This window comes from Curtobacterium sp. PhB146, assembly GCF_004342995.1.
Lineage (GTDB): Bacteria > Actinomycetota > Actinomycetes > Actinomycetales > Microbacteriaceae > Curtobacterium.
The window spans coordinates 78,594-97,479 of record NZ_SMBN01000002.1; the positions used below are offsets into that span (position 1 = coordinate 78,594).

Consider the following 18,886-nt stretch of genomic DNA (forward strand, 5'->3'; position numbering starts at 1 on the left):
GCGACGGTGCCGACGGCACTACGCTCGAAGACGGTCCGCGACGCACTGGTGCGGTGACCTGCGGGCTGTACGTCTCGAACGTGATCCCAGGAGGACCGAAGTGACCGAATCCGCTCCCGTCGACCCCACATCGACCGAAGGCTGGAAGAAGCTCGACAGCATCGCTGCCGACTTCACCCCTGACCTGCGCGGGTGGTTCGACAGCGACCCCGGCCGTGCCGAGCAGTACACGTTCCAGGCAGCCGACCTGACCGTGGACCTGTCGAAGGGCCTCGTCACCGAGGACGTCCTCGCCGCCCTGCTGCAGGTCGCGAAGGACACCGGCGTCGCCGAGCGCTTCCAGGCGATGCTCGCCGGCGAGCACATCAACGTCACCGAGGACCGCGCCGTCCTGCACACCGCGCTCCGCCGTCCGAAGGCGACCGAGGGGCTCGTCCCGGCGGCGCCGCTGACCGTCGACGGCCAGGACGTCGACGCCGACGTGCACGCCACGCTCGACAAGGTCTACGCGTTCGCGTCGCAGGTGCGTGACGGCTCGTGGACCGGTGTCACCGGCAAGCGCATCGAGACCGTCGTCAACATCGGCATCGGCGGCTCGGACCTCGGCCCCGTCATGGTCTACGAAGCACTCAAGCCCTACGTCCAGCCCGGCCTCGAAGCCCGCTTCGTGTCGAACATCGACCCGGCGGACATCTACGAGAAGACCGTGGACCTCGACCCCGAGACCACGCTGTTCATCGTCGCGTCGAAGACCTTCGGCACCCTCGAGACGCTGACGAACGCGCGACTCGCACGCCAGTGGCTGTGGGAGCGGCTCGGCCTGACCGACGCCGCCGACGACGAGAAGAAGAACGCCGTCGCGAAGCACTTCGTCGCCGTGTCCACCGCGCTCGACAAGGTCGAGGCCTTCGGCATCGACCCCGAGAACGCCTTCGGGTTCTGGGACTGGGTGGGCGGCCGCTACTCCGTCGACTCCGCGATCGGCACGAGCGTCATCGTCGCGATCGGCCAGGAGAACTGGGAGCAGTTCCTCGCCGGCTTCCACGCGATCGACGAGCACGTCCGCACCACGCCGCTCGAGCAGAACGTCCCCGTCCTGATGGGCCTGCTCAACGTCTGGTACACGAACTTCCTCGGTGCGCAGAGCCACGCGGTCCTGCCGTACACGCAGTACCTGCACCGCTTCGCCGCGTACCTGCAGCAGCTCACCATGGAGTCGAACGGCAAGCGCGTCCGCTGGGACGGCTCGCCCGTCACCACCGAGACCGGCGAGGTCTTCTGGGGCGAGCCCGGCACGAACGGCCAGCACGCGTTCTACCAGCTCATCCACCAGGGCACCCGCCTGATCCCGGCCGACTTCATCACGGTCGCGAACCCGGCCCGTCCGCTCAAGGACGAGACCGGCGACGGCAAGGGCGTCGCTCCCGGCACCGACGTGCACACGCTGTTCCTGGCGAACTTCTTCGCGCAGACCAAGGCGCTGGCGTTCGGCAAGAGCGCCGACGAGGTCCGTGCCGAGGGCACCACGGACGAGGGCATCGTCGCGGCGCGCACCTTCCCGGGCAACAAGCCGACGACGTCGATCCTGGCGCCGGAGCTCACCCCGAGCGTGCTCGGCCAGCTCATCGCGCTCTACGAGCACATCGTGTTCACCGAGGGCACGATCTGGGGCATCGACTCGTTCGACCAGTGGGGCGTGGAGCTCGGCAAGCAGCTGGCGCTGCAGGTCACGCCCGCCGTCGAGGGCGACCAGGCCGCGCTCGACGCGCAGGACGCCTCGACCAAGGCGCTCATCGCGAAGTACCTGGAGCTGCGCAAGTAGCGACGCACCCACCTGACGGACGGGAGGCCCGTGGCGGATTCGCCACGGGCCTCCCGTCCGTCTGTCGGTCGCTGCCAAAGCGACAATTGCGCCCCACGGGGCGCCGTCAGGCCCGCGAAAGCGACAGATGTGCGCCGATGTTCCGCGGAAGAGTGTCGCTTTCGTGGAGGGGTCACCGCCGCGGTCAGCGGGCGAGCGGGTCGAGGTTGAGCGTCGTCCCCTCGTAGAGGTGCTGGTCCGTCCCGAACACCTGCACGCCCTCGTTGAGCCAGACGAGCGCCCGCACGCTGATGCCGAACCGCGCGGCGACGTCGCCGATGAGGTCGTCCGGCGCGACCGTGTACGACCGCGGTGCCCCGCCCGTCGTCGCGGTGACCGGACCGGTCGCGTTCGCCCGGGCACCGGCGTCCTCCGGGTGCACGTTCGTCTGCCGCGCCGGGACGGACCACCGCACGGTCGTCACCGAGAGCACCTTGCCGGCCCCGATCTCGACCGGGGCTTCCTGCCCCGGAGCCGCCGCGGAGTAGGTCACGAGCGTGGTGAGGTGCGACGGGTCGACGCCGGAGCCGCTCAGCGGGACGTCCACCGCGGTCGCCGTGCTGGTGGGCCCACCGAGCGTCCGGTCGCCGACGCCGGGGTAGGTCAGGCCGTCGCCGACCGCGCGCGGCAGGTCGAACAGGCCGACCCCGACCGGCACCGGCAGGGTCGAGGTGAAGCCGGAGTACTGCGCGGTGAACGTGTCGTCGCCGACCGCGACCACGCGGAACCGGAAGTGCACGCTGCCCTTCGGGGACGCGACGTCACCCTGGGCGAGGACGGTCCCGGCGGGGATCGGCGTCAGCGTCGGCGCCGGAGCCGCCGACTCGGTGGGTTCCGGGGTCGGCGTGCGGGGGTGCGCCGACGACTCGAGGAGGTCACCCTCCGGATCGGCGTCGGGCGTCGGTGTCGGCGTGGCGGACGAGGTCGGCGTCGTCGCCGGGGTGGACGGGGCGGGGAGGGCTCGGTCCGACCCGCGCAGCAGCGAGCACCCCGAGAGCGCCACGGTGGCCGCGACGACGACCCCGATCGCGAGCGTCCGGTTCATGATTCCCCCTCAGCTCGATGCTAACGGCGCGGTGTCCCCGGGGCGAACGCAGCGCCTCCGTCCTGTGTCTGCAGACGTACCGCGGATCCTCCGTCGTCCACGACGAGTGATACCGTCGGTATCAACGAGAGCAGGTGGTCATGGGCGTCAGGGTGGTCCCCGGGCAGCGCGGTGGGTCGGACCCGCGTCGACCCGACACGGAAGCCGTCGTGCGCGCGTTGGCCGGTCGGACCGACAGTGCGCCCGCGACCGTCCGTGCGGCGGTCGAGCACGTCCTGCACAGTCGTGAGCAGCAACACCACGCCGAGATGGAACTGCGGCGCGGGATCTTCAAGCTCGCCGACCTCGGCGTCCCGCAGCGCGAGATCGCGAAGCTCGCCGGGATCTCCCAGCCCGAGGTCTCGCGGCGGCTCTCCCGCCGGACCCTGACCACGAAGCGGCCGTCTCCGCGTGAGGTCATCTCCCGGCGCGAAGGCGGCCAGATCGACTCGGAGACGATGCTGCGCGAGCTGTCCTCGATGGCGTTGACGCACCGCACCCCGAAGCGTGGTGCGGCGTTCGACGGTGCCGCCTCGGCCACCGGCACCACGAAGGAACTCGCGGCGGCGTTCCAGGACGGCCTCCTGTCCGAGGTCGAGTACGAGACCGTCCGCCGGGCGATCGCCGAACGGCAGACCCGCAAGCGCACCCGGTGACGGAGCTCCGCGACCGGGTGGCCGTCGAGCTGGGACGTGCGCTCCGGGCCGACTCGCTCGACAACCCCTGGTCGGACACGGCAGGCGCGAGCACCAGGACGATCTACGCACCGGACGGCTTCCTGTACCAGGCGAGCCGCCTGCGGTTCCACGAGTCCGTGCTCGAGGAGCACCGCGCGCTGACCCCGTCGCCGGTCACCGACGGCTCGCTCGCGGTGGTCGTGACGGCCGGACCGCCGGGGTCGGGGAAGTCGACCGCCCTGGAGCGGATGCCGGAGCTGTGCGGCTACCGGTCGATCGACGCCGACGACTTCAAGGACCCGCTGCTCCTGCGCGCACAGGCGGACGGTCTCGTGGACCGGTGGACGGCTCGTCGCCTGGCCGACGACCGGCCGGTGCAGCTGCGTGAGATCGCCGGGTTCGTGCACGCCGAGTCGACCACCGTTGCCGACACGTTGCGCCGCCGCGCCCTCCGCAACGGCGAGAACGTCGTCGTGCACGGCACCCTGTCGAGCGTGGACTACCTCGACGACCTCCTCGCCGAGCTCGACGACGCCGGGTACGAGAAGCTGCGCATCGTCACCGTGGAGGTCCCGCTCGAGACGGCGATCGCGCAGGCGACCGATCGGTGGTGGAGCGTGCGTGATGCCGCCACGGATCCGCTCGGTGGTCGGTTCGTTCCCGAAGCAGCCATCCGTCGCTACTACCCGACCGGGTCGACCGAGTCGGTGTGCGGCGCGAACGCCCGGGTCCTCGGTGACCGGGCCGCCGACCTCGGCTGGGACGTGTCGATCGTCTGAGCGGTCGCCGGTGTCGGTCGGAACGGCTACCGTCGAGGCCATGGAGCGTTCGGAGATCCTCGCCGCGGCTGCCGCCGCGCACGCCGCCCGCATCGCAGAAGAAGGCGGTGACGACGGTGCTGCTCGTGAACGGGCGGAGAGTGTCCGGCGCCGGGCCGACGGCCTCACCGACCGGTACGACACGGTCGAGGGCGCGAGCGAGTCCGCTGCACGCGACGCCGCGCGCCGTCGAGCGGGCGAGGCCGACCGCGCGGCGTCCCGGACCGAGGGCGTGCTGTCCGACTGGCACCGCATGGGCACCCGACGCGGTGTGACGCCGGACGCCCAGGTGCGCACAGCGTGGACGGTCACCGGGGTGCCCGAGCGCGGCGACGCCCGGGCGCTGGCGAACGTCCTGCTCTCGACGGCGGGGCACGCGGGCCGGGTGGCCGATGCCGCGCGACGCAACCCGGCGCTGTCCGGTGCCGCGAGCGCAGCTGCCCGACGGACCGTCCGGCGCTACACCGACCACGGCGCGGACATCGCGTCGCTCGGTGACGTGCTGGGGGACAGCCCGACGCCCGACGAGTCCTGACGGTCGAACGGGGGCCGTTGGACCGCTCCCGTCCTGATCAGGCGTTATGTGGACCGATCCAATCGTCCTGACGACAGAATGTCCAATTGACAGGACATGGAATCGGGTTACCATCGGTGCACGCACTGAAGCGCGATCACCGACGAAGGAGTCACCGAATGGTCGACATCAAGCCGACAGCCCCGACTGTCGCACTGCCCCCGATCGGGACCGGACCGCACCGCCGACGCCTCGGCGTCCTGGCCCTGGTCGCCACGTTCGGCGGGCTGCTCTTCGGGTACGACACCGGTGTCATCAACGGTGCCCTGAACCCGATGAAGGCCGAGCTCGGCCTCACGAACTTCACCGAGGGCGTCGTCACCAGCTCCCTGTTGTTCGGTGCCGCGATCGGTGCCATGCTCGGCGGCCGCATCGCCGACGGGTGGGGGCGGCGCAAGACGATCATCGCCCTCGCCGTGACGTTCTTCCTCGGCACGCTCATCTGCGTCTTCGCACCGACGTTCGGTGTCATCGTCGTCGGTCGTGTGCTCCTCGGCCTCGCAGTGGGTGGTGCATCGACGGTCGTCCCGGTGTTCCTCGCCGAACTCGCTCCGTACGAGATCCGGGGTTCGCTGTCCGGCCGCAACGAGCTCATGATCGTGATCGGGCAGCTCGCGGCGTTCGTGGTCAACGCCATCATCGGCAACCTGTGGGGTGAGGGCAACGGCGTCTGGCGCGTCATGCTGGCCGTCTGTGCACTCCCCGCGATCGCTCTTTTCGTCGGCATGCTCCGGGTGCCGGAGTCGCCGCGTTGGCTCGCGTCGAAGGGGCGCTACGACGAAGCGCTGTCCGTCCTGCAGCAGGTCCGCACCACGGAGCGTGCGACCGCCGAGCTCGACGACATCAAGCGGAGCAACGACCTCGAGGCGCAGGCCGATCGAGTCAGCGGGTGGCAGACGCTGCGCGGCAACAAGTGGCTCATCCGCATCGTGCTCATCGGTGCCGGGCTCGGCGTGGCCCAGCAGCTCACCGGCATCAACTCGATCATGTACTACGGCCAGACCGTGCTCATCGAGTCCGGGTTCCAGGCGTCGGCGGCCCTCATCGCCAACATCGCCCCCGGCGTGATCGCCGTGGTCGGTGGCGTCATCGCGCTGTACAACATGGAGAAGATCAACCGCCGGACGACCCTGATCATCGGGTTCTCGCTGACGACGGTCTGCCACTTCCTGATCGGCATCGCCTCGGTCGCGCTGCCCGAGGGCAACCCGGCCCGCCCGTGGGTGATCCTGTTCCTCGTCGTCGCGTTCGTCGGCTCGATGCAGACCTTCCTCAACATCGCCGTGTGGGTGGTGCTGTCGGAGATCTTCCCGACCCAGATCCGCGCGCTCGGCATGGGCATCTCGGTGTTCTGCCTCTGGATCGCCAACGCGTTCCTCGGGCTCTACTTCCCGACGATCGTCGCCGCGACCGGCATCACCGGGACGTTCTTCGGCTTCGGCATCGTCGGTCTGCTCGCGCTGCTCTTCATCTGGAAGTTCGTGCCGGAGAGCCGCGGTCGCACCCTCGAAGAGGTGGAAGAGGGCGTCACCACCGGCAACATCTTCACGGTCCCGCAGAAGGCGTCGCGCGGCTAGGTCGCGCGCGTGGCGCGGTGATCGCGCGCACGGACGGCGAGGGAGGACGGTGCCAACTGGCACCGTCCTCCCTCGCAGGCTCGGTCGGCGCGCCCCGCGCAACGCTTCGCGTTGCCGTTGAGCGGGGCGCGCCCGTCCGTCGTTCTGTCGCGCTACGGGCGCAGGAGCACCTTGCCGACGCGGCCGGCGGTGTCCGAGGCACGGACGGCGTCGCGGACGTCCTCGAACGCGAAGGTCTCGGCGACGGGGAGCGTCAGCGAGCCGTCGAGCACGCGGGTGATGAGCTCGCCGAAGAGCTGGCCCTTCGTCTCGGCGGGCATCGTCTTGCTGACGACGCTGCCCCAGAAGCCCTTCACGGTGAGCTGGCCGAAGATGACCTTGCCGGACGGGATCTCGAGCGTGGGCGAGGCCATCGCGCCGAAGACGACGAGGGTCGCGTTCTCGCCGAGCACGCTGGCGATGTCACCGGCGGCCTTGCCGCCCACGGACTCGACACCGGCGACGATCGGGGCGCCTCCGGTGATCGCGGCGACCTGGTCCTTCCAGTCGTCCGCGTCGGTGGCGACGATGCGCTCGATGCCCTGCTCGCGCAGCTCCTCGACGCCGGCGGCGCGACGCACCAGGCCGATGACGTTGATGCCGCGGGCCGCGCCGAGCTGGGCGACCATGCGCCCGACGGCACCGTTCGCGGCGTTCTGGATGAGCCAGTCGCCCTCGTGCAGGTCGAGTGAGTGCAGCAGGCTGATGGCGCTGAACGGCATCGAGACGAGCTGTGCTGCGGCCTCGTCGGTCATGGCGTCCGGCACCGGGACGAGCCCGGCGGCGTTCGCGGTGTAGTACTCGGCCCAGACGCCGAAGGCACCGCCGGCGACGCGCTGGCCGACCGTCAGGTTCGTGACGCCCTCGCCCAGGGCCTCGACGACGCCGAGCGCCTCGGTGCCGGAGGGGGCGGGCAGCTCGGGCTTGAAGCCGTAGGTGCCGCGGACGGTCCACAGGTCGTGGTTGTGGATGGGGGAGAGGACCGTGCGGACGAGGACCTCGCCGGCGCCGGGCGTGGGGACCGGGCGCTCCTGGACGCCGAGGACCTCGGCGGGCTCGGCGAAGGTCTCGTGGACGACGGCGCGCATGGTGGTGGGGGTGGTGGTGCTCATGGGTCAGTCCTCCGAGACGACGATGGTGACGTCGATGTTGCCGCGGGTCGCGTTCGAGTACGGGCAGACCTGGTGGGCTGCGTCGGCGAGTGCCTGGGCCTGGTCGTGCTCCAGGCCGGGGATGACGACCTCGAGCATGACGGCGAGCTGGTAGCCGCCGTCGCCGTTCGGGCCGATCTGCACGCGGCCGCCGACGGACGAGTCGGTGATCTTCACCTTCTGGCTGCGGGCGACGCCCTGCAGTGCGGAGTGGAAGCAGGCGGCGTACCCGGCGGCGAAGAGCTGCTCGGGGTTGGCGCCGTTGCCGGAGCCACCCATCTCCTTCGGGATGGCGAGGTCGAACTCGACCGTGCCGTCGCTCGTGGCAACGTGGCCGTTGCGGCCTTCGCCGGTGGCCAGGGCCTCGGCGGTGTAGAGGGCTTCCATGGTGTTCCTTCCTTCGTGGGGTCAGTGGTCCGCGGCGGCGCGGTCGGGCGTCGCGGCGGTGTCGTTCGTGGCCGCGGCGTGCATCGTCTCGGTCAGCCGGTGCAGGGTCGCGATGAGCTCCGTGGCGGCCTGCTCGTCGGGGAGCCCCATGCCGGCGGCGATCGTCGCCGGGATGTGCGCGAGGTCGGCACGGATGGTGCGGCCGCGGTCGCCGAGCGTGATCGTCACGACGCGCTCGTCGGCGCTGCGGCGCTCGCGGCGGACGAGCTCGGACTGCTCCATGCGGCGGAGCAGGGGCGACAGGGTGCCGGAGTCGAGCTGCAGGTGGTCGCCGAGGCTCGAGACGGTCTGGTCACCCTCGATCCACAGGGTCACGAGCACCAGGTACTGCGGGTAGGTCAGTCCCCAGGGTTCGAGCAGCGAGCGGTACGCCTGCGTGGTCGCGCGGCTCGCTGCGTAGAGGGAGAAGCACACCATCTCGTCGGTCACGGGCATGCCACCAGGATCGCACGCAACTCGGTTGTGCACAACCCAACACGTGCTCCGGCCCGGACGGTTAGGCTGACGTGACCCACGATGACCAGCAGCGACCTCGACTCCACCACGACCCCCGGCTCCGGGACCGCGTCGTCCCACGGCAAGACGATCCTGATCGGTGAGCACGCCGTGGTCTACGGCGCACCCGCACTCGTCCTGCCGGTGCTCGACGCCCGGGTCGTCGCGACCGTGAGCCCCGTCACCGCCGGCGTCGACGAGGCCACCGGCACGGTCGTGGGGCACACCCTCGAGTCCACGGTGCACACCGGCCCCCTCGACCTCGCACCTGCTGCCGTGATGCCGACCGTCACCGCCGTCACCGCGACCCTGCGGCACTTCGGGGTGACCGACCGGCACTTCCACGTCCGGGTCGACAGCGAGGTCCCGACCGCCCGGGGCATGGGGTCGAGCGCAGCGGTCGCCGCCGCCGTGACGGCAGCCGTCGCGGACGCCCTCGGCGAGACCCTCGACGCCGAGACCCACCACGACCTCATCCAGGAGTGCGAGCGGGTCGCCCACGGCCGTCCGTCGGGACTCGACGCCCGCGGTGTCGTCGCCGCGGTGCCGGTCTGGTTCGAGGGTGGCCGCATCGAGCCCGTCGCCCTCGGGGCCCGCTTCACCTTCGTCGTCGCCGACACCGGTGTCCCCGGCCACACCCGGCAGGCGGTCGCGGCCGTGCGGGAACGGCACGACCAGGACCCGGTCGCCGTCGACGCGGTCATCGACCGGATCGGCACGCTCGCACGGCGGGCACGGGGGACACTCGAGGCTGGCGACGCACAGGGGCTCGGTGCCACGATGGACGCCGCGCACGACCTGCTCAGCGCACTCGACGTGTCGAGTGCCGACCTGGACCGGCTCGTCGACGCCGCACGAGCTGCGGACGCCCTCGGCGCGAAGCTGACCGGCGGCGGGCGGGGCGGGTGCGTGCTCGCACTCGCCGCGGACGACGACCACGCGGACCGCATCGCGGCCGCACTCCGCGGCGCAGGGGCCGCAGCCACCTGGACCACCACGATCGGAGCCCGCGCTTGATGACCGCCACCGCCGTCGCGCACCCCAACATCGCCCTCGTCAAGTACTGGGGCAAGGCGGACGCGCAGCTCGCGCTGCCCGCCACGGGCAGCGTCTCCATGGGCCTCGACGTGTTCCCCACGACGACCACCGTCACGGTGGACGGCGGCTCCGGTGACGGCCAGGAGGCGCGTGACCGGTTCACGCTGAACGGTCACGTCGTCGACGACGGCGCCCTGGTGCGCGTGCAGCAGTTCCTCGACCTGGTGCGGGAGCTCGCCGGCAGCGACGCCCGCGCGTCCGTCGTGTCCGAGAACACCGTCCCGACCGGTGCCGGACTGGCCTCGAGCGCCTCGGGGTTCGCGGCGCTCGCCACCGCGGCCTCGGCGGCGTACGGCCTCGACCTGTCCCCGCGCGACCTGTCCCGCCTGGCCCGACGCGGCTCGGGGTCGGCCACGCGGTCGATCCCCGGCGGCGTCGCCGTGTGGCACGCCGGCGACGACCAGGGGTCCTTCGCCGAGCCGATCCCGGCACCGCCGATGGCCATGGTGGTCGTGACGATCGACGCCGGACCGAAGCCCATCGGTTCGCGCGAGGCGATGCGCCGCACCATCGCCACGTCGCCGTTCTACCCGGCGTGGGTCACGTCGACCACCGAGACCGTCGGCGACATGCTCGGCGCCTGCGCAGCCGGCGACTTCACGCGCATCGGCGAGATCACCGAGAGCAACGCGCTGCGCATGCACGCCACCATCGAGGGCGCCTTCCCGCCCATCCGCTACCTCAACGCGCGCAGCGTCGCCGTGTTCGACGCCGTGGGCGAACTCCGCGCCGCCGGGCTCGAGGCCTACGCCACCGCCGACGCCGGCCCGAACGTGGTCGTGCTCTGCCGGCCCGAGGACCGCTCCGCCGTGGCCACCGCGCTGGCGTCCTTCGGCGACGTCATCGAGTCCGGCACCGGACCTGCCGCTCGGGTGCTCCGCTCCGAAGAGATCGGGGTCGCCGCAGCGAGCGACAGCCCCGACCAGAAGGAGTCCGTGCAGTGATCGAGTTCCGCGCCCACGGCAAGCTGTTCGTCGCCGGCGAGTACGCCGTCGTCGAGCCCGGCCAGCCGTCCGTCCTCATCGCCCTCGACCGTGCCATCACGGCACGCGTGTCCGAGGCGCACGGTGCGGGCAGCGTGCACTCGGAGGAGTACGGCCACCTGCCGCTGACCTGGACGCGCGACGAGGACGGTCTCGCCCTGGACCGCGAGCACCACCCCTACGACTACGTGATGGCGACGATCGACCTCGTCGAGAAGCTCCGCGCCGAGCGGGGGATCGCCCCGCGCTTCCACGACCTGCGGATCGAGAGCCAGCTCGACGACGCCAGCGGCCGGAAGTTCGGGCTCGGGTCCTCGGCGGCGGTCACCGTCGCGACCGTCGGTGCCCTCGACCGCTTCTACGGCATCGGCCTGACGCAGCGGCAGCGCTTCCAGGTCGCCCTGCTCGCCACCATCCGGGTGAACCCGCGGGCATCCGGCGGGGACCTCGCCGCGAGCACCTTCGGTGGGTGGCTGCGCTACAGCGCCCCGGACCGCGACCACCTCGCCTCGTTCGTCGACGAGCGCCGCGTGTCCGACATCCTCACCGACGCCGCCGCGTGGGCGGGCTTCGACGTCCAGCGGCTGCCGGCCCCCGAGAACCTGCAGCTCCTGGTCGGCTGGACCGGCTCGCCGGCCTCGACCACGAAGCTCGTCGGTGTGGTGCGTCGGCACCGCAACGGCGGGTACAAGGCGTTCCTCGACGAGAGCCGCAGCTGTGTCGACGACCTGACCACGGGCCTCCAGACCGGCGACGCAGAGCAGACGCTCGACGCGCTCCGACGTGCCCGGGTGCTGATGCAGCGCCTCGGCGACTCGGTCGGGTCGAAGATCGAGACCGAACGCCTCGCGACCCTGTGCGACGTCGTCGAGGCGGCCGGCGGAGCGGCGAAGCCGTCCGGCGCCGGCGGCGGCGACTGCGGCATCGCACTCGTCCCCGCGGACATCGACCCCGCCGGCATCCACCGCGCCTGGGAGGCGCACGACATCAGACACCTCAGCGTCGCGGTGCGAGCACCAGAAGGAGCCCTCGATGAGTGACCTGCTCACGCCGATCCCGACCAAGTGGGTCGGACCGATCCGCATCAGCGGCAACGCGGTCCAGGGCGAGCACGAGGTCCCGCTCGCCACGTACGAGTCGCCGCTCTGGCCGTCCGTCGGCCGCGGCGCCCGCATCTCGCGCATGGTCGACGACGGCATCGTCGCGACCGTCGTCGACGAGCGGATGACCCGCTCGGTCGTCGTCCGCGCGGCCAGTGCCGCCGCGGCGCACGTCGCTGCGGGGCAGATCCTCGCGCGACAGGACGAGCTCGAGGCGCTGGTCGCCGGGCAGAGCCGGTTCGCGAAGCTCATCGAGGTGCACCCCGAGATCGTCGGTGACCTGCTGTTCCTGCGGTTCGCGTTCACGACCGGTGACGCCTCCGGCCACAACATGGTCACGCAGGCGGCGGACAAGCTCCTGCCCGCGATCCTGGCGTGGCAGCCGGGCCTGCGCTACGTGTCCGTGTCGGGCAACTTCTGCACCGACAAGAAGGCCAGCGCGGTGAACGGCATCCGTGGTCGTGGCCGCAACACCATCGCCGAGATCGTGATCCCCGGCGAGATCGTCGAGAAGCGCCTGCGGTCGAGCACCGAACGCATCGTCGAACTGAACATCGCGAAGAACCTCATCGGCTCGACCATCGCCGGGGCGCTCCGCTCCGCGAACGCGCACTACGCGAACATGCTGCTCGGTTTCTACCTGGCCACCGGGCAGGACGCCGCGAACATCGTCGAGGGCTCGCAGGGCATCACGAGTGCCGAGAACCGCGACGGCGACCTGTACTTCGCCACCTCGCTGCCGCACCTGATCGTCGGCACGGTCGGCAACGGAAAGGGCGGGGACCTGCCCGTCGTCGAGGACGCCCTGGTGCGCCTGGGCTGCCGCGAGGACCGCGAGCCCGGTGCGAACGCCCGTCGTCTCGCCGCCCTGTGCGCCGCCACGGTGCTGTGCGGGGAGCTCTCGCTCCTCGCCGCCCAGACGAACCCGGGTGAGCTGATGGCCGCCCACGTCGCCATGGAGCGACGGGGCACGAAGCCGGCCGGGGGCGCAGCATGACGCGCATCGGCATCCACGACATCGCCATCGCGACCGGGCACCACGTGCTCGAGCTCGACGACCTGGCCGAGCGCCTCGGCGTCGACCCGGCGAAGTACCACGTCGGCATCGGCCAGGACGCCTTCAGCGTGCCCGCCCCGGACGAGGACATCGTCACGATGGGGGCCGCCGCGGCCAAGGAGGTCATCGACCGCCACGGTGTCGAGGGCATCCGCACCGTGCTGTTCGCCACCGAGTCCGGCGTCGACCAGTCCAAGGCCGCCGGGGTGTTCGTGCACGGGCTGCTCGGCCTGCCGAAGAACGTCCGCGTCGTCGAGCTGAAGCAGGCCTGCTACGGCGGGATGGCCGCCGTGCAGCTCGCCCTCGGCATCATCGCCCGGGCACCGCACGAGCGTGTGCTCGTGATCGCCGCCGACGTCGCCCGCTACGACGTCGACACCGCCGCCGAGCCCACCCAGGGTGCCGGTGCGGCCGCGATCCTGGTGTCCGCCGACCCCGACCTCATCGAGATCGAGCCGGCCGCCGGCGTCTTCACCGCGGACGTCGACGACTTCTGGCGCCCGAACGACCGCTCCACCGCACTGGTCGACGGCCGCCTGTCCGTCAGCGCCTACGTCGACGCGTTCGTCGGCGCTTGGGACGACCTGGCGGACCAGGGCGGCCCGGCGTACGAGGACATCGTGCGCTTCGTCCACCACCAGCCGTTCACGAAGATGGCGCTCAAGGCCCACCGGAAGCTGACGCAGCACGTGGGTGTGCCGTTCGACGAGTCGGAGCTGTTCGTCGGCTTCACGTACAACAAGCAGACCGGCAACACCTACACGGCGTCGCTCTGGATCGGGCTCGCCGCGCTCCTCGACCTCGACGAGGACCTGGCGGGTGAGCGCATCGCCCTGTTCAGCTACGGCTCGGGCAGCGTCGGCGAGCTCCTCACCGGCATCGTGCAGCCGTCCTACCGTGAGCACCGTCGCGTCGGCCGGGTCCGGCAGCTCCTGTCCGCCCGCGTCCCCCTGACCGTGGACGCGTACCGGGAGCTGCACGCGACCGGCGCCGCGACGAGCGACGACGTCGAGCGTCCGCGCGTCACGGCTGGGCCGTACCGGTTCGCCGGGGTGCGCGGCGGCGCGCGCCACTACGAGGCGACCGCGCAGGCCTGACCCCTCCGCGCAGGCCTGACCCCTCCGCGAAAGCGACAGATCTGTGCGGAACGTTCGCAGGGATCTGTCGCTTCCGCGTGACGGACGGGAGGCCCGTGGCGGGTCCGCCACGGGCCTCCCGTCCGTCCGCTGGTCACGTGGCGGACAGGACCTCGCGTTCCAGACGCTGGTAGCTGGTCTCCATGCCGTCGGTCATGCCGGTCGCCAGGATCACGTCGCGCTGCGTCTTGTCGGGGTAGGTGATGCGCAGCGTCAGCAGGGTGACGCCGTCGGCCTCGTCGAACTGCAGGTCGTTCGTGTTCGGCGGGAACGGCGCACCGGTCATCCGCTCGGTCGACACCATCCGCCGCTCCGGCTCCACGACGAGGTTCTCGCCCTCGAAGCCGAACGGCTCGCCCACGGTGTCTCCCGTCGGCGCCCACGCCTGCCGGAACGTGCCACCCGGCGTCAGGTCGTTCTCGTACACCGTCATCTCCCACCCGTCCGGTCCGAGCAACCACTGCCGGACGAGTTCGGGCTCGGTGTGCGCCCGCCACAGCAGGTGGCGTGGCGCTGCGAAGGCCCGCGTGATGCGGACGTGGGTGTCGTCGACGAGCTCGGTGACGGTGCCGTTGCCCAGGGCGTACTCGCGCAGGTCGGCGAGGACGGCGTCGAGCTGTCCGAAGGCCTGCTCGTAGCCCTCGACCATGCCCATGTCCACCATGGTCTCGAGGTCGGCGGTGGACCCGAACGACGACCGGACGGTCACCCGCGACCCGGTTCCGACGGTCTCGAACGACAGGACGGTCTCGCTGGCCGGCAACGCGTCGTCGACCTCGCCGTCGGCGTCGGTGAAGAGGTCGCGGAAGACGATGCGGTGTGGCTCGTCGACCTCGGTGACCTGCCAGACCGCGTGGAACCGCTCGCCCTGTGGTGAGGTCATCCGGTAGTCGGCGCGGCCGCCGGGCCGCAGGTCGAACGAGGTGAAGGTGGCGGGGAAGCCGGGTGGGCCCCAGAAGCGTTCCAGCTGACGGGGATCGGCGAAGGCGCCCCAGAGGCGCTCGACCGGGACGGGGAACTCGGCGACGAGCGTCAGCGCGAGGGCCTCGGGATCGGTGTGGACGGACGTGGTGGACATCATTGCTCCTTGTCGGTGTCGAGCAGGGTGTCGAGGCGGTCGAGTCGGCCCCGCCAGAGGTCGCCGTAGGCGTCGAGCAGGTCGCGGACCCGGGCGAGCTGACCCGGTTCGGCGCGCACGATGCGGGTTCGGCCGCGTGCTTCCTTGCTCACGAGTCCGGCTCCTTCGAGGACGGCGACGTGCTTCTGGACGGCGGCGAACGACATCGAGTACGCGTCCGCCAGGTCACTGACGGACGAGGACCCGACGAGCGTGCGTCGGACGATGTCACGACGGGTCGCGTCGGCCAGTGCGTGGAACACCCGGTCGACCTCGGCGTCGGACAGTGCAATTCGTACAACCATTTGGTTGTACGTTACGACTGTCCACTCTCGTGCGCAAGGGGGACGTGCAGGTAGTCTGTCCGCGGAGATCGAAAGGGGCGATGCCAGTGGGCTCGAGCGCGTCGGACACCGTCAGTGCCCTCGTCGCGACCCTTCCTCCGTCGCCGAGGCTCCCGGACGTGGTCGCCGGGGTCGGGCGGTTCGTCGGCAAGCCGACCCGCGTGGTCGACGTCGACGGTCCGAGCTGGGGACCGCTCACCGCGTTGGTGTCGCAGTTCGAGCACGAGAACCTCGTCCTGGTGCCGGCCGGCGCCCCCGAGCTGTACCGGATGCACTGCGTCCTGCACGAGCTCGGACACCTCGTGCACGGTGACGCCGGAGCCCCGACCACCACCTCGATCGCCGAGTTCGCCTCGGGTGGGCACGTGTGCCGCCGCGCCCTCGACGGCGACACCGGACTGGTGAGCATCTCGGACGACGACGAGCACTTCGCCGAGCGGTTCGCGTACGAGCTGGCGACCGTGCTGCTCGCCGGCAGCGCGAGCGCGGACGAGCGGGCCTACGGCTGATGGCCGTCCTGCACGCCGCCGCCTTCTGGTGCGCGGCGCTGATCTTCCTCGCCCGCACGCCCTACATGTTGCGGAACCCACGTGGCCGCGCTGCCTGGGGCGCGACCGGCGTCGGTGCGCTCGGGCTGCTGACACTCGGCAGCGTCGTACCGCAGACCGTGCTCGACGGTGCCCTCGGGGGCACGAACCTCATCAACCTGGTGCAGAACGTGTGTGCCACGGCGGCCTTCTGGCTGATGCTCCGGGCGAGCACGTCCGACCTGCCGAAACGGCCGGGGTTGGCGAGCCCGCTCGCGCTCCTCGTGGTGGTCGTGGCCTTCGTCGTCCCGTTCTTCGCCGTGCGCGACCGGGGCGGCACCGACTTCCACTTCATCGTGCGGGAGATCCACCAGCCGGCGATGTGGCTCTACGGGTCGGTCTACATGGTCGGTGTCGGCGTGATCGCCGCCGCGACGCTCCGGTACGGCGTGCTGCGCAACCCGGTCGCGCTCGTGGTCTTCCGGGTGGGCCTGTCGCTCGTGGTCATCGCGAGCATCGACGAGCTCCTCTCCCTCACCGCCGACCACTTCGGGTGGTTCCCCGCTCCGCTGCGCGACGGACTCCGTCTGGGCTTCGACCCACCGTTCTACCTGGGCATCGTCCTCATCGTCGTCGCGATGGCGTCCCTGACGTTCCGCCGGTGGTGGCGGGACGTGACGTGTCGTCGGCACCACCGACGGCTCCGTCGCATCGCCCGGCGCCACGAACTGCGCGCCGTCGAACGGGACGGCGACGTGCAGGCACGGACCTACGACCTCGTCATCGCGATCCGCGACGCCGAGGTGCAGGGCCGTACCCTCGACGACGCCGAACTCGCCCAGGTGCGCTCGGCGGAACTGACCCTGACCCGCAGTCTCGGAGGCTGATGCGATGACGATCGTATGGTGGGTGCTCGGCGTGCTCGTCGTGCTGGCGGCGGCGTTCCTGCTCGTGGTGCGGAAGGTCGTCGGCAAGATCGTGCTGCCCGGCGGCGACCGCTGGACCCCGGTGCTCGAGACGACCGACGACTCGATCCGGCTCCCGATCACCGACGACACCGTGCGCCCGGGGGAGTACGGCCTGTGGCACGACGGTACCGGGCACACCACGGTCGGACCGGTGCTCGACGTCGACGAGGCCGCCGGCACCGTGCGGCGTGCGGTGGTCCGGACGACGGGCGACGTGTCGACACGGGTGCGGTGGAGCGGGCACGTGCACCCGGACCCCGCCGCGATGGACGTCGACTGGGCGGAGGTCGACCTGGCGACGCCCGTGGGACCCGCGCCGGCCTGGGTCATCCGGCCCGGCGGCCCCGAGGCCGCGCCCGCCGCCACCTGGGCCGTCCACGTGCACGGCATCCGCACCACCCGCGTGACGGCGCTCCGGACCGTGCCGGCGGCACTCGAGGCCGGCTGGACCTCGATCGTCCCGTCGTTCCGCGGCGACGGCGAAGCGCCCTGGCAGGGCCGCGCCTCGCACCTCGGTGCCCGCGAGTGGCCCGACGTCGAGGCCGCACTCGACCACGCCGTCGCGAACGGGGCCGAACGGCTCGTCATCGTGGGGTGGTCGATGGGCGCGACGATCACCCACGAACTGCTGGCACGGTCGGCGCACCGCGACCGGTTCGTCGGACTGGTCCTCGTGTCACCGGCGCTCGACTGGGCGACCACGGTGCGCTCCCAAGCCGGTCGTGCCGGGCTCCCCGGGTTCGTCGTCGGTGCCGCGCTCCGGGCGATGGCACTGCCGCTCGTGTGCCGACTCGTCGGTCTCCGTTCACCCGTGGACGTCCGCGCGCTCTCCTGGTTGCACGCGCCGCGGAGCCTGCCGCCGACCCTGCTCATCCACTCGTCGGGGGACACCACCGTGCCCTTCGCCGTCAGTCGGGAGTTCGCCGACGCGCACCCCGACACCGTGACGTTGGCGGTGAGTGAGCCCGCCGAGCACGCCTGGGAGCGGAACGTCGACGCCGTCTGGTTCGACACCACGATCACGAACTGGGCGAGATCGCTGGCCCACACCGGCACCATGGAGTAGAAGGGGCCATGGGTCAGCTCATCTACGACGGCCAACCACTCGACCTCCGCATCGACGACCGGGCCCTCACACACCTGCAGATCGTGATCGTGAACATGCTCCGGCGCGAGCACCGGTTCGCGTTCTCGTGGAAGGACGACGTCATCCACGGCAACGGCCGCAGCACGATCTGGCTGAACCCGAACGTCAGCCTGCACTTCAAGTTCTCCGGCAGTCGGGTGCCGTCGATCAACCGCAGCTGGCTCGAGGACCTCTACGCCTCGGCCACGTCGGGTTCGGGACTCGTCCTGACGCCGGAGCCGACGGACACGAGCACGGCGGCCGACTCGGCGTGGTCGCGAGCGGTCGCTCCGGGGGACGCCGACGACGCCTCTGGGACGCCGAGCGGTACCACAGCTGAGTGATTCCCGTCAACGGGTTCCGAAGATCCCGTGATCGTCGTACGGTTTCTGTACCGCGGATCAGAGTCGTCCCTTCGGGCCGGCATCCAGGGAGCCGGTGACGGCAACGAACCGCGGCAGGAGGGGGACCCGAATGACCGTGACGCAGTGCGCGCCCGGCGCCGACCAACCATCGGCGATCGAGTGGCGAGCACGACGGGAGTCCCGGATCAGGAGACTCGTCGTCCAGGAAGCCGGGTCATCGCACCCGGGTCCTTGCGTCACGCCACTGGGCTCGTCGGTCAGGCCTCACTGACCGGCACCCTTCCACAGGACGCCCCGGCAGTCGGATTCGGGTTCCGCTACCGGGGCGTTCTGCTGCCCTGG

The 18,886-nt window shown here is 71.3% G+C and carries 20 protein-coding genes; 14 read left to right on the forward strand and 6 right to left on the reverse strand.

The genetic code is table 11. The annotated features are described in order from the left end of the window. The first annotated feature begins 100 nt into the window (after positions 1 to 100). Positions 101 to 1,822 carry a glucose-6-phosphate isomerase gene (gene pgi / locus EDF33_RS08760; protein WP_132099829.1) on the forward strand — a complete coding sequence of 574 codons (1,722 nt, stop codon included), beginning with the start codon at positions 101 to 103 and terminating at the stop codon, positions 1,820 to 1,822. 184 nt (positions 1,823 to 2,006) lie between these two features. On the opposite strand, the gene EDF33_RS08765 is transcribed toward pgi, so the two are convergent. Beyond that, the gene (locus tag EDF33_RS08765) at positions 2,007 to 2,906 is read right to left on the reverse strand and encodes a LysM domain-containing protein (RefSeq protein ID WP_132099830.1); all 900 of its coding nucleotides are present in this window, start codon (positions 2,904 to 2,906) and stop codon (positions 2,007 to 2,009) included. A 140-nt stretch (positions 2,907 to 3,046) separates the two neighbouring features. Here EDF33_RS08765 and EDF33_RS08770 point away from each other — a divergent pair, with 140 nt between their 5' ends. From EDF33_RS08770 to EDF33_RS08785, 4 genes are all read left to right on the forward strand, one after another. Then, complete coding sequence (locus tag EDF33_RS08770) at positions 3,047 to 3,601, forward strand: hypothetical protein (protein WP_132099831.1); 555 nt, start codon at positions 3,047 to 3,049, stop codon at positions 3,599 to 3,601. Then, positions 3,598 to 4,401 carry a zeta toxin family protein gene (locus tag EDF33_RS08775; RefSeq protein ID WP_132099832.1) on the forward strand — a complete coding sequence of 268 codons (804 nt, stop codon included), beginning with the start codon at positions 3,598 to 3,600 and terminating at the stop codon, positions 4,399 to 4,401. The genes EDF33_RS08770 and EDF33_RS08775 overlap by 4 nt, the downstream gene beginning before the upstream one ends. A gap of 40 nt (positions 4,402 to 4,441) precedes the next feature. Continuing rightward, on the forward strand, positions 4,442 to 4,975 hold the full coding sequence (locus tag EDF33_RS08780) for a hypothetical protein (RefSeq protein ID WP_123938435.1): 534 nt from the start codon (positions 4,442 to 4,444) through the stop codon (positions 4,973 to 4,975). Positions 4,976 to 5,133: 158 nt separating this feature from the next. Beyond that, complete coding sequence (locus tag EDF33_RS08785) at positions 5,134 to 6,591, forward strand: sugar porter family MFS transporter (RefSeq protein WP_132099833.1); 1,458 nt, start codon at positions 5,134 to 5,136, stop codon at positions 6,589 to 6,591. A 152-nt stretch (positions 6,592 to 6,743) separates the two neighbouring features. On the opposite strand, the gene EDF33_RS08790 is transcribed toward EDF33_RS08785, so the two are convergent. Genes EDF33_RS08790 through EDF33_RS08800 form a run of 3 tightly spaced genes read right to left on the reverse strand, consistent with a single transcriptional unit; the run spans position 6,744 to position 8,663 of the window. Next, positions 6,744 to 7,718 (reverse strand): zinc-binding dehydrogenase, encoded by a 975-nt coding sequence (locus EDF33_RS08790; RefSeq protein ID WP_123292283.1) that lies wholly within the window; start codon positions 7,716 to 7,718, stop codon positions 6,744 to 6,746. 27 nt (positions 7,719 to 7,745) lie between these two features. Further along, the gene (locus EDF33_RS08795; RefSeq protein ID WP_123291776.1) at positions 7,746 to 8,168 is read right to left on the reverse strand and encodes an organic hydroperoxide resistance protein; all 423 of its coding nucleotides are present in this window, start codon (positions 8,166 to 8,168) and stop codon (positions 7,746 to 7,748) included. A 21-nt stretch (positions 8,169 to 8,189) separates the two neighbouring features. Further along, positions 8,190 to 8,663: a MarR family transcriptional regulator gene (locus EDF33_RS08800; RefSeq protein WP_185020884.1), complete on the reverse strand. Its 474-nt coding sequence runs from the start codon at positions 8,661 to 8,663 to the stop codon at positions 8,190 to 8,192. Positions 8,664 to 8,744: 81 nt separating this feature from the next. Here EDF33_RS08800 and mvk point away from each other — a divergent pair, with 81 nt between their 5' ends. Genes mvk through EDF33_RS08825 form a run of 5 tightly spaced genes read left to right on the forward strand, consistent with a single transcriptional unit; the run spans position 8,745 to position 14,058 of the window. Then, the gene (gene mvk / locus EDF33_RS08805) at positions 8,745 to 9,740 is read left to right on the forward strand and encodes a mevalonate kinase (protein ID WP_131880393.1); all 996 of its coding nucleotides are present in this window, start codon (positions 8,745 to 8,747) and stop codon (positions 9,738 to 9,740) included. After that, positions 9,740 to 10,765, forward strand: a complete 1,026-nt coding sequence (mvaD, locus tag EDF33_RS08810) for a diphosphomevalonate decarboxylase (protein WP_132099834.1) — start codon at positions 9,740 to 9,742, stop codon at positions 10,763 to 10,765. The genes mvk and mvaD overlap by 1 nt, the downstream gene beginning before the upstream one ends. Beyond that, positions 10,762 to 11,844, forward strand: coding sequence for a phosphomevalonate kinase (locus tag EDF33_RS08815; RefSeq protein ID WP_132099835.1), 1,083 nt, complete (start codon positions 10,762 to 10,764; stop codon positions 11,842 to 11,844). The genes mvaD and EDF33_RS08815 overlap by 4 nt, the downstream gene beginning before the upstream one ends. Further along, a complete protein-coding gene (locus EDF33_RS08820; RefSeq protein WP_123291780.1) occupies positions 11,837 to 12,901 on the forward strand; it encodes a hydroxymethylglutaryl-CoA reductase in 1,065 nt (354 codons plus the stop codon). Before EDF33_RS08815 ends, EDF33_RS08820 begins: the two co-directional genes overlap by 8 nt. Further along, entirely contained in the window at positions 12,898 to 14,058 is a 1,161-nt protein-coding gene (locus EDF33_RS08825) for a hydroxymethylglutaryl-CoA synthase (RefSeq protein ID WP_132099836.1), read from the forward strand. Before EDF33_RS08820 ends, EDF33_RS08825 begins: the two co-directional genes overlap by 4 nt. Positions 14,059 to 14,191: 133 nt before the next feature. Here EDF33_RS08825 and EDF33_RS08830 read toward each other — a convergent pair whose 3' ends face one another. Further along, positions 14,192 to 15,175, reverse strand: coding sequence for an SRPBCC family protein (locus tag EDF33_RS08830; RefSeq protein ID WP_132099837.1), 984 nt, complete (start codon positions 15,173 to 15,175; stop codon positions 14,192 to 14,194). Beyond that, entirely contained in the window at positions 15,175 to 15,519 is a 345-nt protein-coding gene (locus EDF33_RS08835) for a metalloregulator ArsR/SmtB family transcription factor (protein ID WP_123291783.1), read from the reverse strand. The genes EDF33_RS08830 and EDF33_RS08835 overlap by 1 nt, the downstream gene beginning before the upstream one ends. A 158-nt stretch (positions 15,520 to 15,677) precedes the next feature. Between EDF33_RS08835 and EDF33_RS08840 the strand changes: the two genes are divergently transcribed. From EDF33_RS08840 to EDF33_RS08855, 4 genes are read left to right on the forward strand one after another with little or no spacing between them, the layout of a single operon-like run. After that, positions 15,678 to 16,067, forward strand: a complete 390-nt coding sequence (locus EDF33_RS08840; RefSeq protein WP_123938427.1) for a hypothetical protein — start codon at positions 15,678 to 15,680, stop codon at positions 16,065 to 16,067. Continuing rightward, positions 16,067 to 16,972 (forward strand): hypothetical protein, encoded by a 906-nt coding sequence (locus tag EDF33_RS08845; protein WP_132099838.1) that lies wholly within the window; start codon positions 16,067 to 16,069, stop codon positions 16,970 to 16,972. The genes EDF33_RS08840 and EDF33_RS08845 overlap by 1 nt, the downstream gene beginning before the upstream one ends. Before the next feature lie 4 nt (positions 16,973 to 16,976). Beyond that, entirely contained in the window at positions 16,977 to 18,119 is a 1,143-nt protein-coding gene (locus tag EDF33_RS08850) for an alpha/beta fold hydrolase (protein ID WP_132099839.1), read from the forward strand. A gap of 8 nt (positions 18,120 to 18,127) precedes the next feature. Continuing rightward, positions 18,128 to 18,523, forward strand: a complete 396-nt coding sequence (locus EDF33_RS08855; RefSeq protein WP_123938424.1) for an ATP-dependent DNA ligase — start codon at positions 18,128 to 18,130, stop codon at positions 18,521 to 18,523. Positions 18,524 to 18,886: the final 363 nt, after the last annotated feature.

Bases quoted from the DNA above. Each gene is read 5' to 3' on its own strand.
- EDF33_RS08825 (WP_132099836.1), top strand. From the start codon at position 12,898: ATGACGCGCATCGGCATCCACGACATCGCCATCGCGACCGGGCACCAC.
- EDF33_RS08780 (WP_123938435.1), top strand. From the start codon at position 4,442: ATGGAGCGTTCGGAGATCCTCGCCGCGGCTGCCGCCGCGCACGCCGCC.
- EDF33_RS08845 (WP_132099838.1), top strand. From the start codon at position 16,067: ATGGCCGTCCTGCACGCCGCCGCCTTCTGGTGCGCGGCGCTGATCTTC.
- EDF33_RS08800 (WP_185020884.1), bottom strand. From the start codon at position 8,663: ATGCCCGTGACCGACGAGATGGTGTGCTTCTCCCTCTACGCAGCGAGC.
- mvaD (WP_132099834.1), top strand. From the start codon at position 9,740: ATGACCGCCACCGCCGTCGCGCACCCCAACATCGCCCTCGTCAAGTAC.
- EDF33_RS08765 (WP_132099830.1), bottom strand. From the start codon at position 2,906: ATGAACCGGACGCTCGCGATCGGGGTCGTCGTCGCGGCCACCGTGGCG.
- EDF33_RS08795 (WP_123291776.1), bottom strand. From the start codon at position 8,168: ATGGAAGCCCTCTACACCGCCGAGGCCCTGGCCACCGGCGAAGGCCGC.
- EDF33_RS08790 (WP_123292283.1), bottom strand. From the start codon at position 7,718: ATGCGCGCCGTCGTCCACGAGACCTTCGCCGAGCCCGCCGAGGTCCTC.
- EDF33_RS08770 (WP_132099831.1), top strand. From the start codon at position 3,047: ATGGGCGTCAGGGTGGTCCCCGGGCAGCGCGGTGGGTCGGACCCGCGT.
- EDF33_RS08850 (WP_132099839.1), top strand. From the start codon at position 16,977: ATGACGATCGTATGGTGGGTGCTCGGCGTGCTCGTCGTGCTGGCGGCG.
- EDF33_RS08820 (WP_123291780.1), top strand. From the start codon at position 11,837: ATGAGTGACCTGCTCACGCCGATCCCGACCAAGTGGGTCGGACCGATC.
- EDF33_RS08855 (WP_123938424.1), top strand. From the start codon at position 18,128: ATGGGTCAGCTCATCTACGACGGCCAACCACTCGACCTCCGCATCGAC.
- EDF33_RS08835 (WP_123291783.1), bottom strand. From the start codon at position 15,519: ATGGTTGTACGAATTGCACTGTCCGACGCCGAGGTCGACCGGGTGTTC.
- EDF33_RS08830 (WP_132099837.1), bottom strand. From the start codon at position 15,175: ATGTCCACCACGTCCGTCCACACCGATCCCGAGGCCCTCGCGCTGACG.
- mvk (WP_131880393.1), top strand. From the start codon at position 8,745: ATGACCAGCAGCGACCTCGACTCCACCACGACCCCCGGCTCCGGGACC.
- EDF33_RS08785 (WP_132099833.1), top strand. From the start codon at position 5,134: ATGGTCGACATCAAGCCGACAGCCCCGACTGTCGCACTGCCCCCGATC.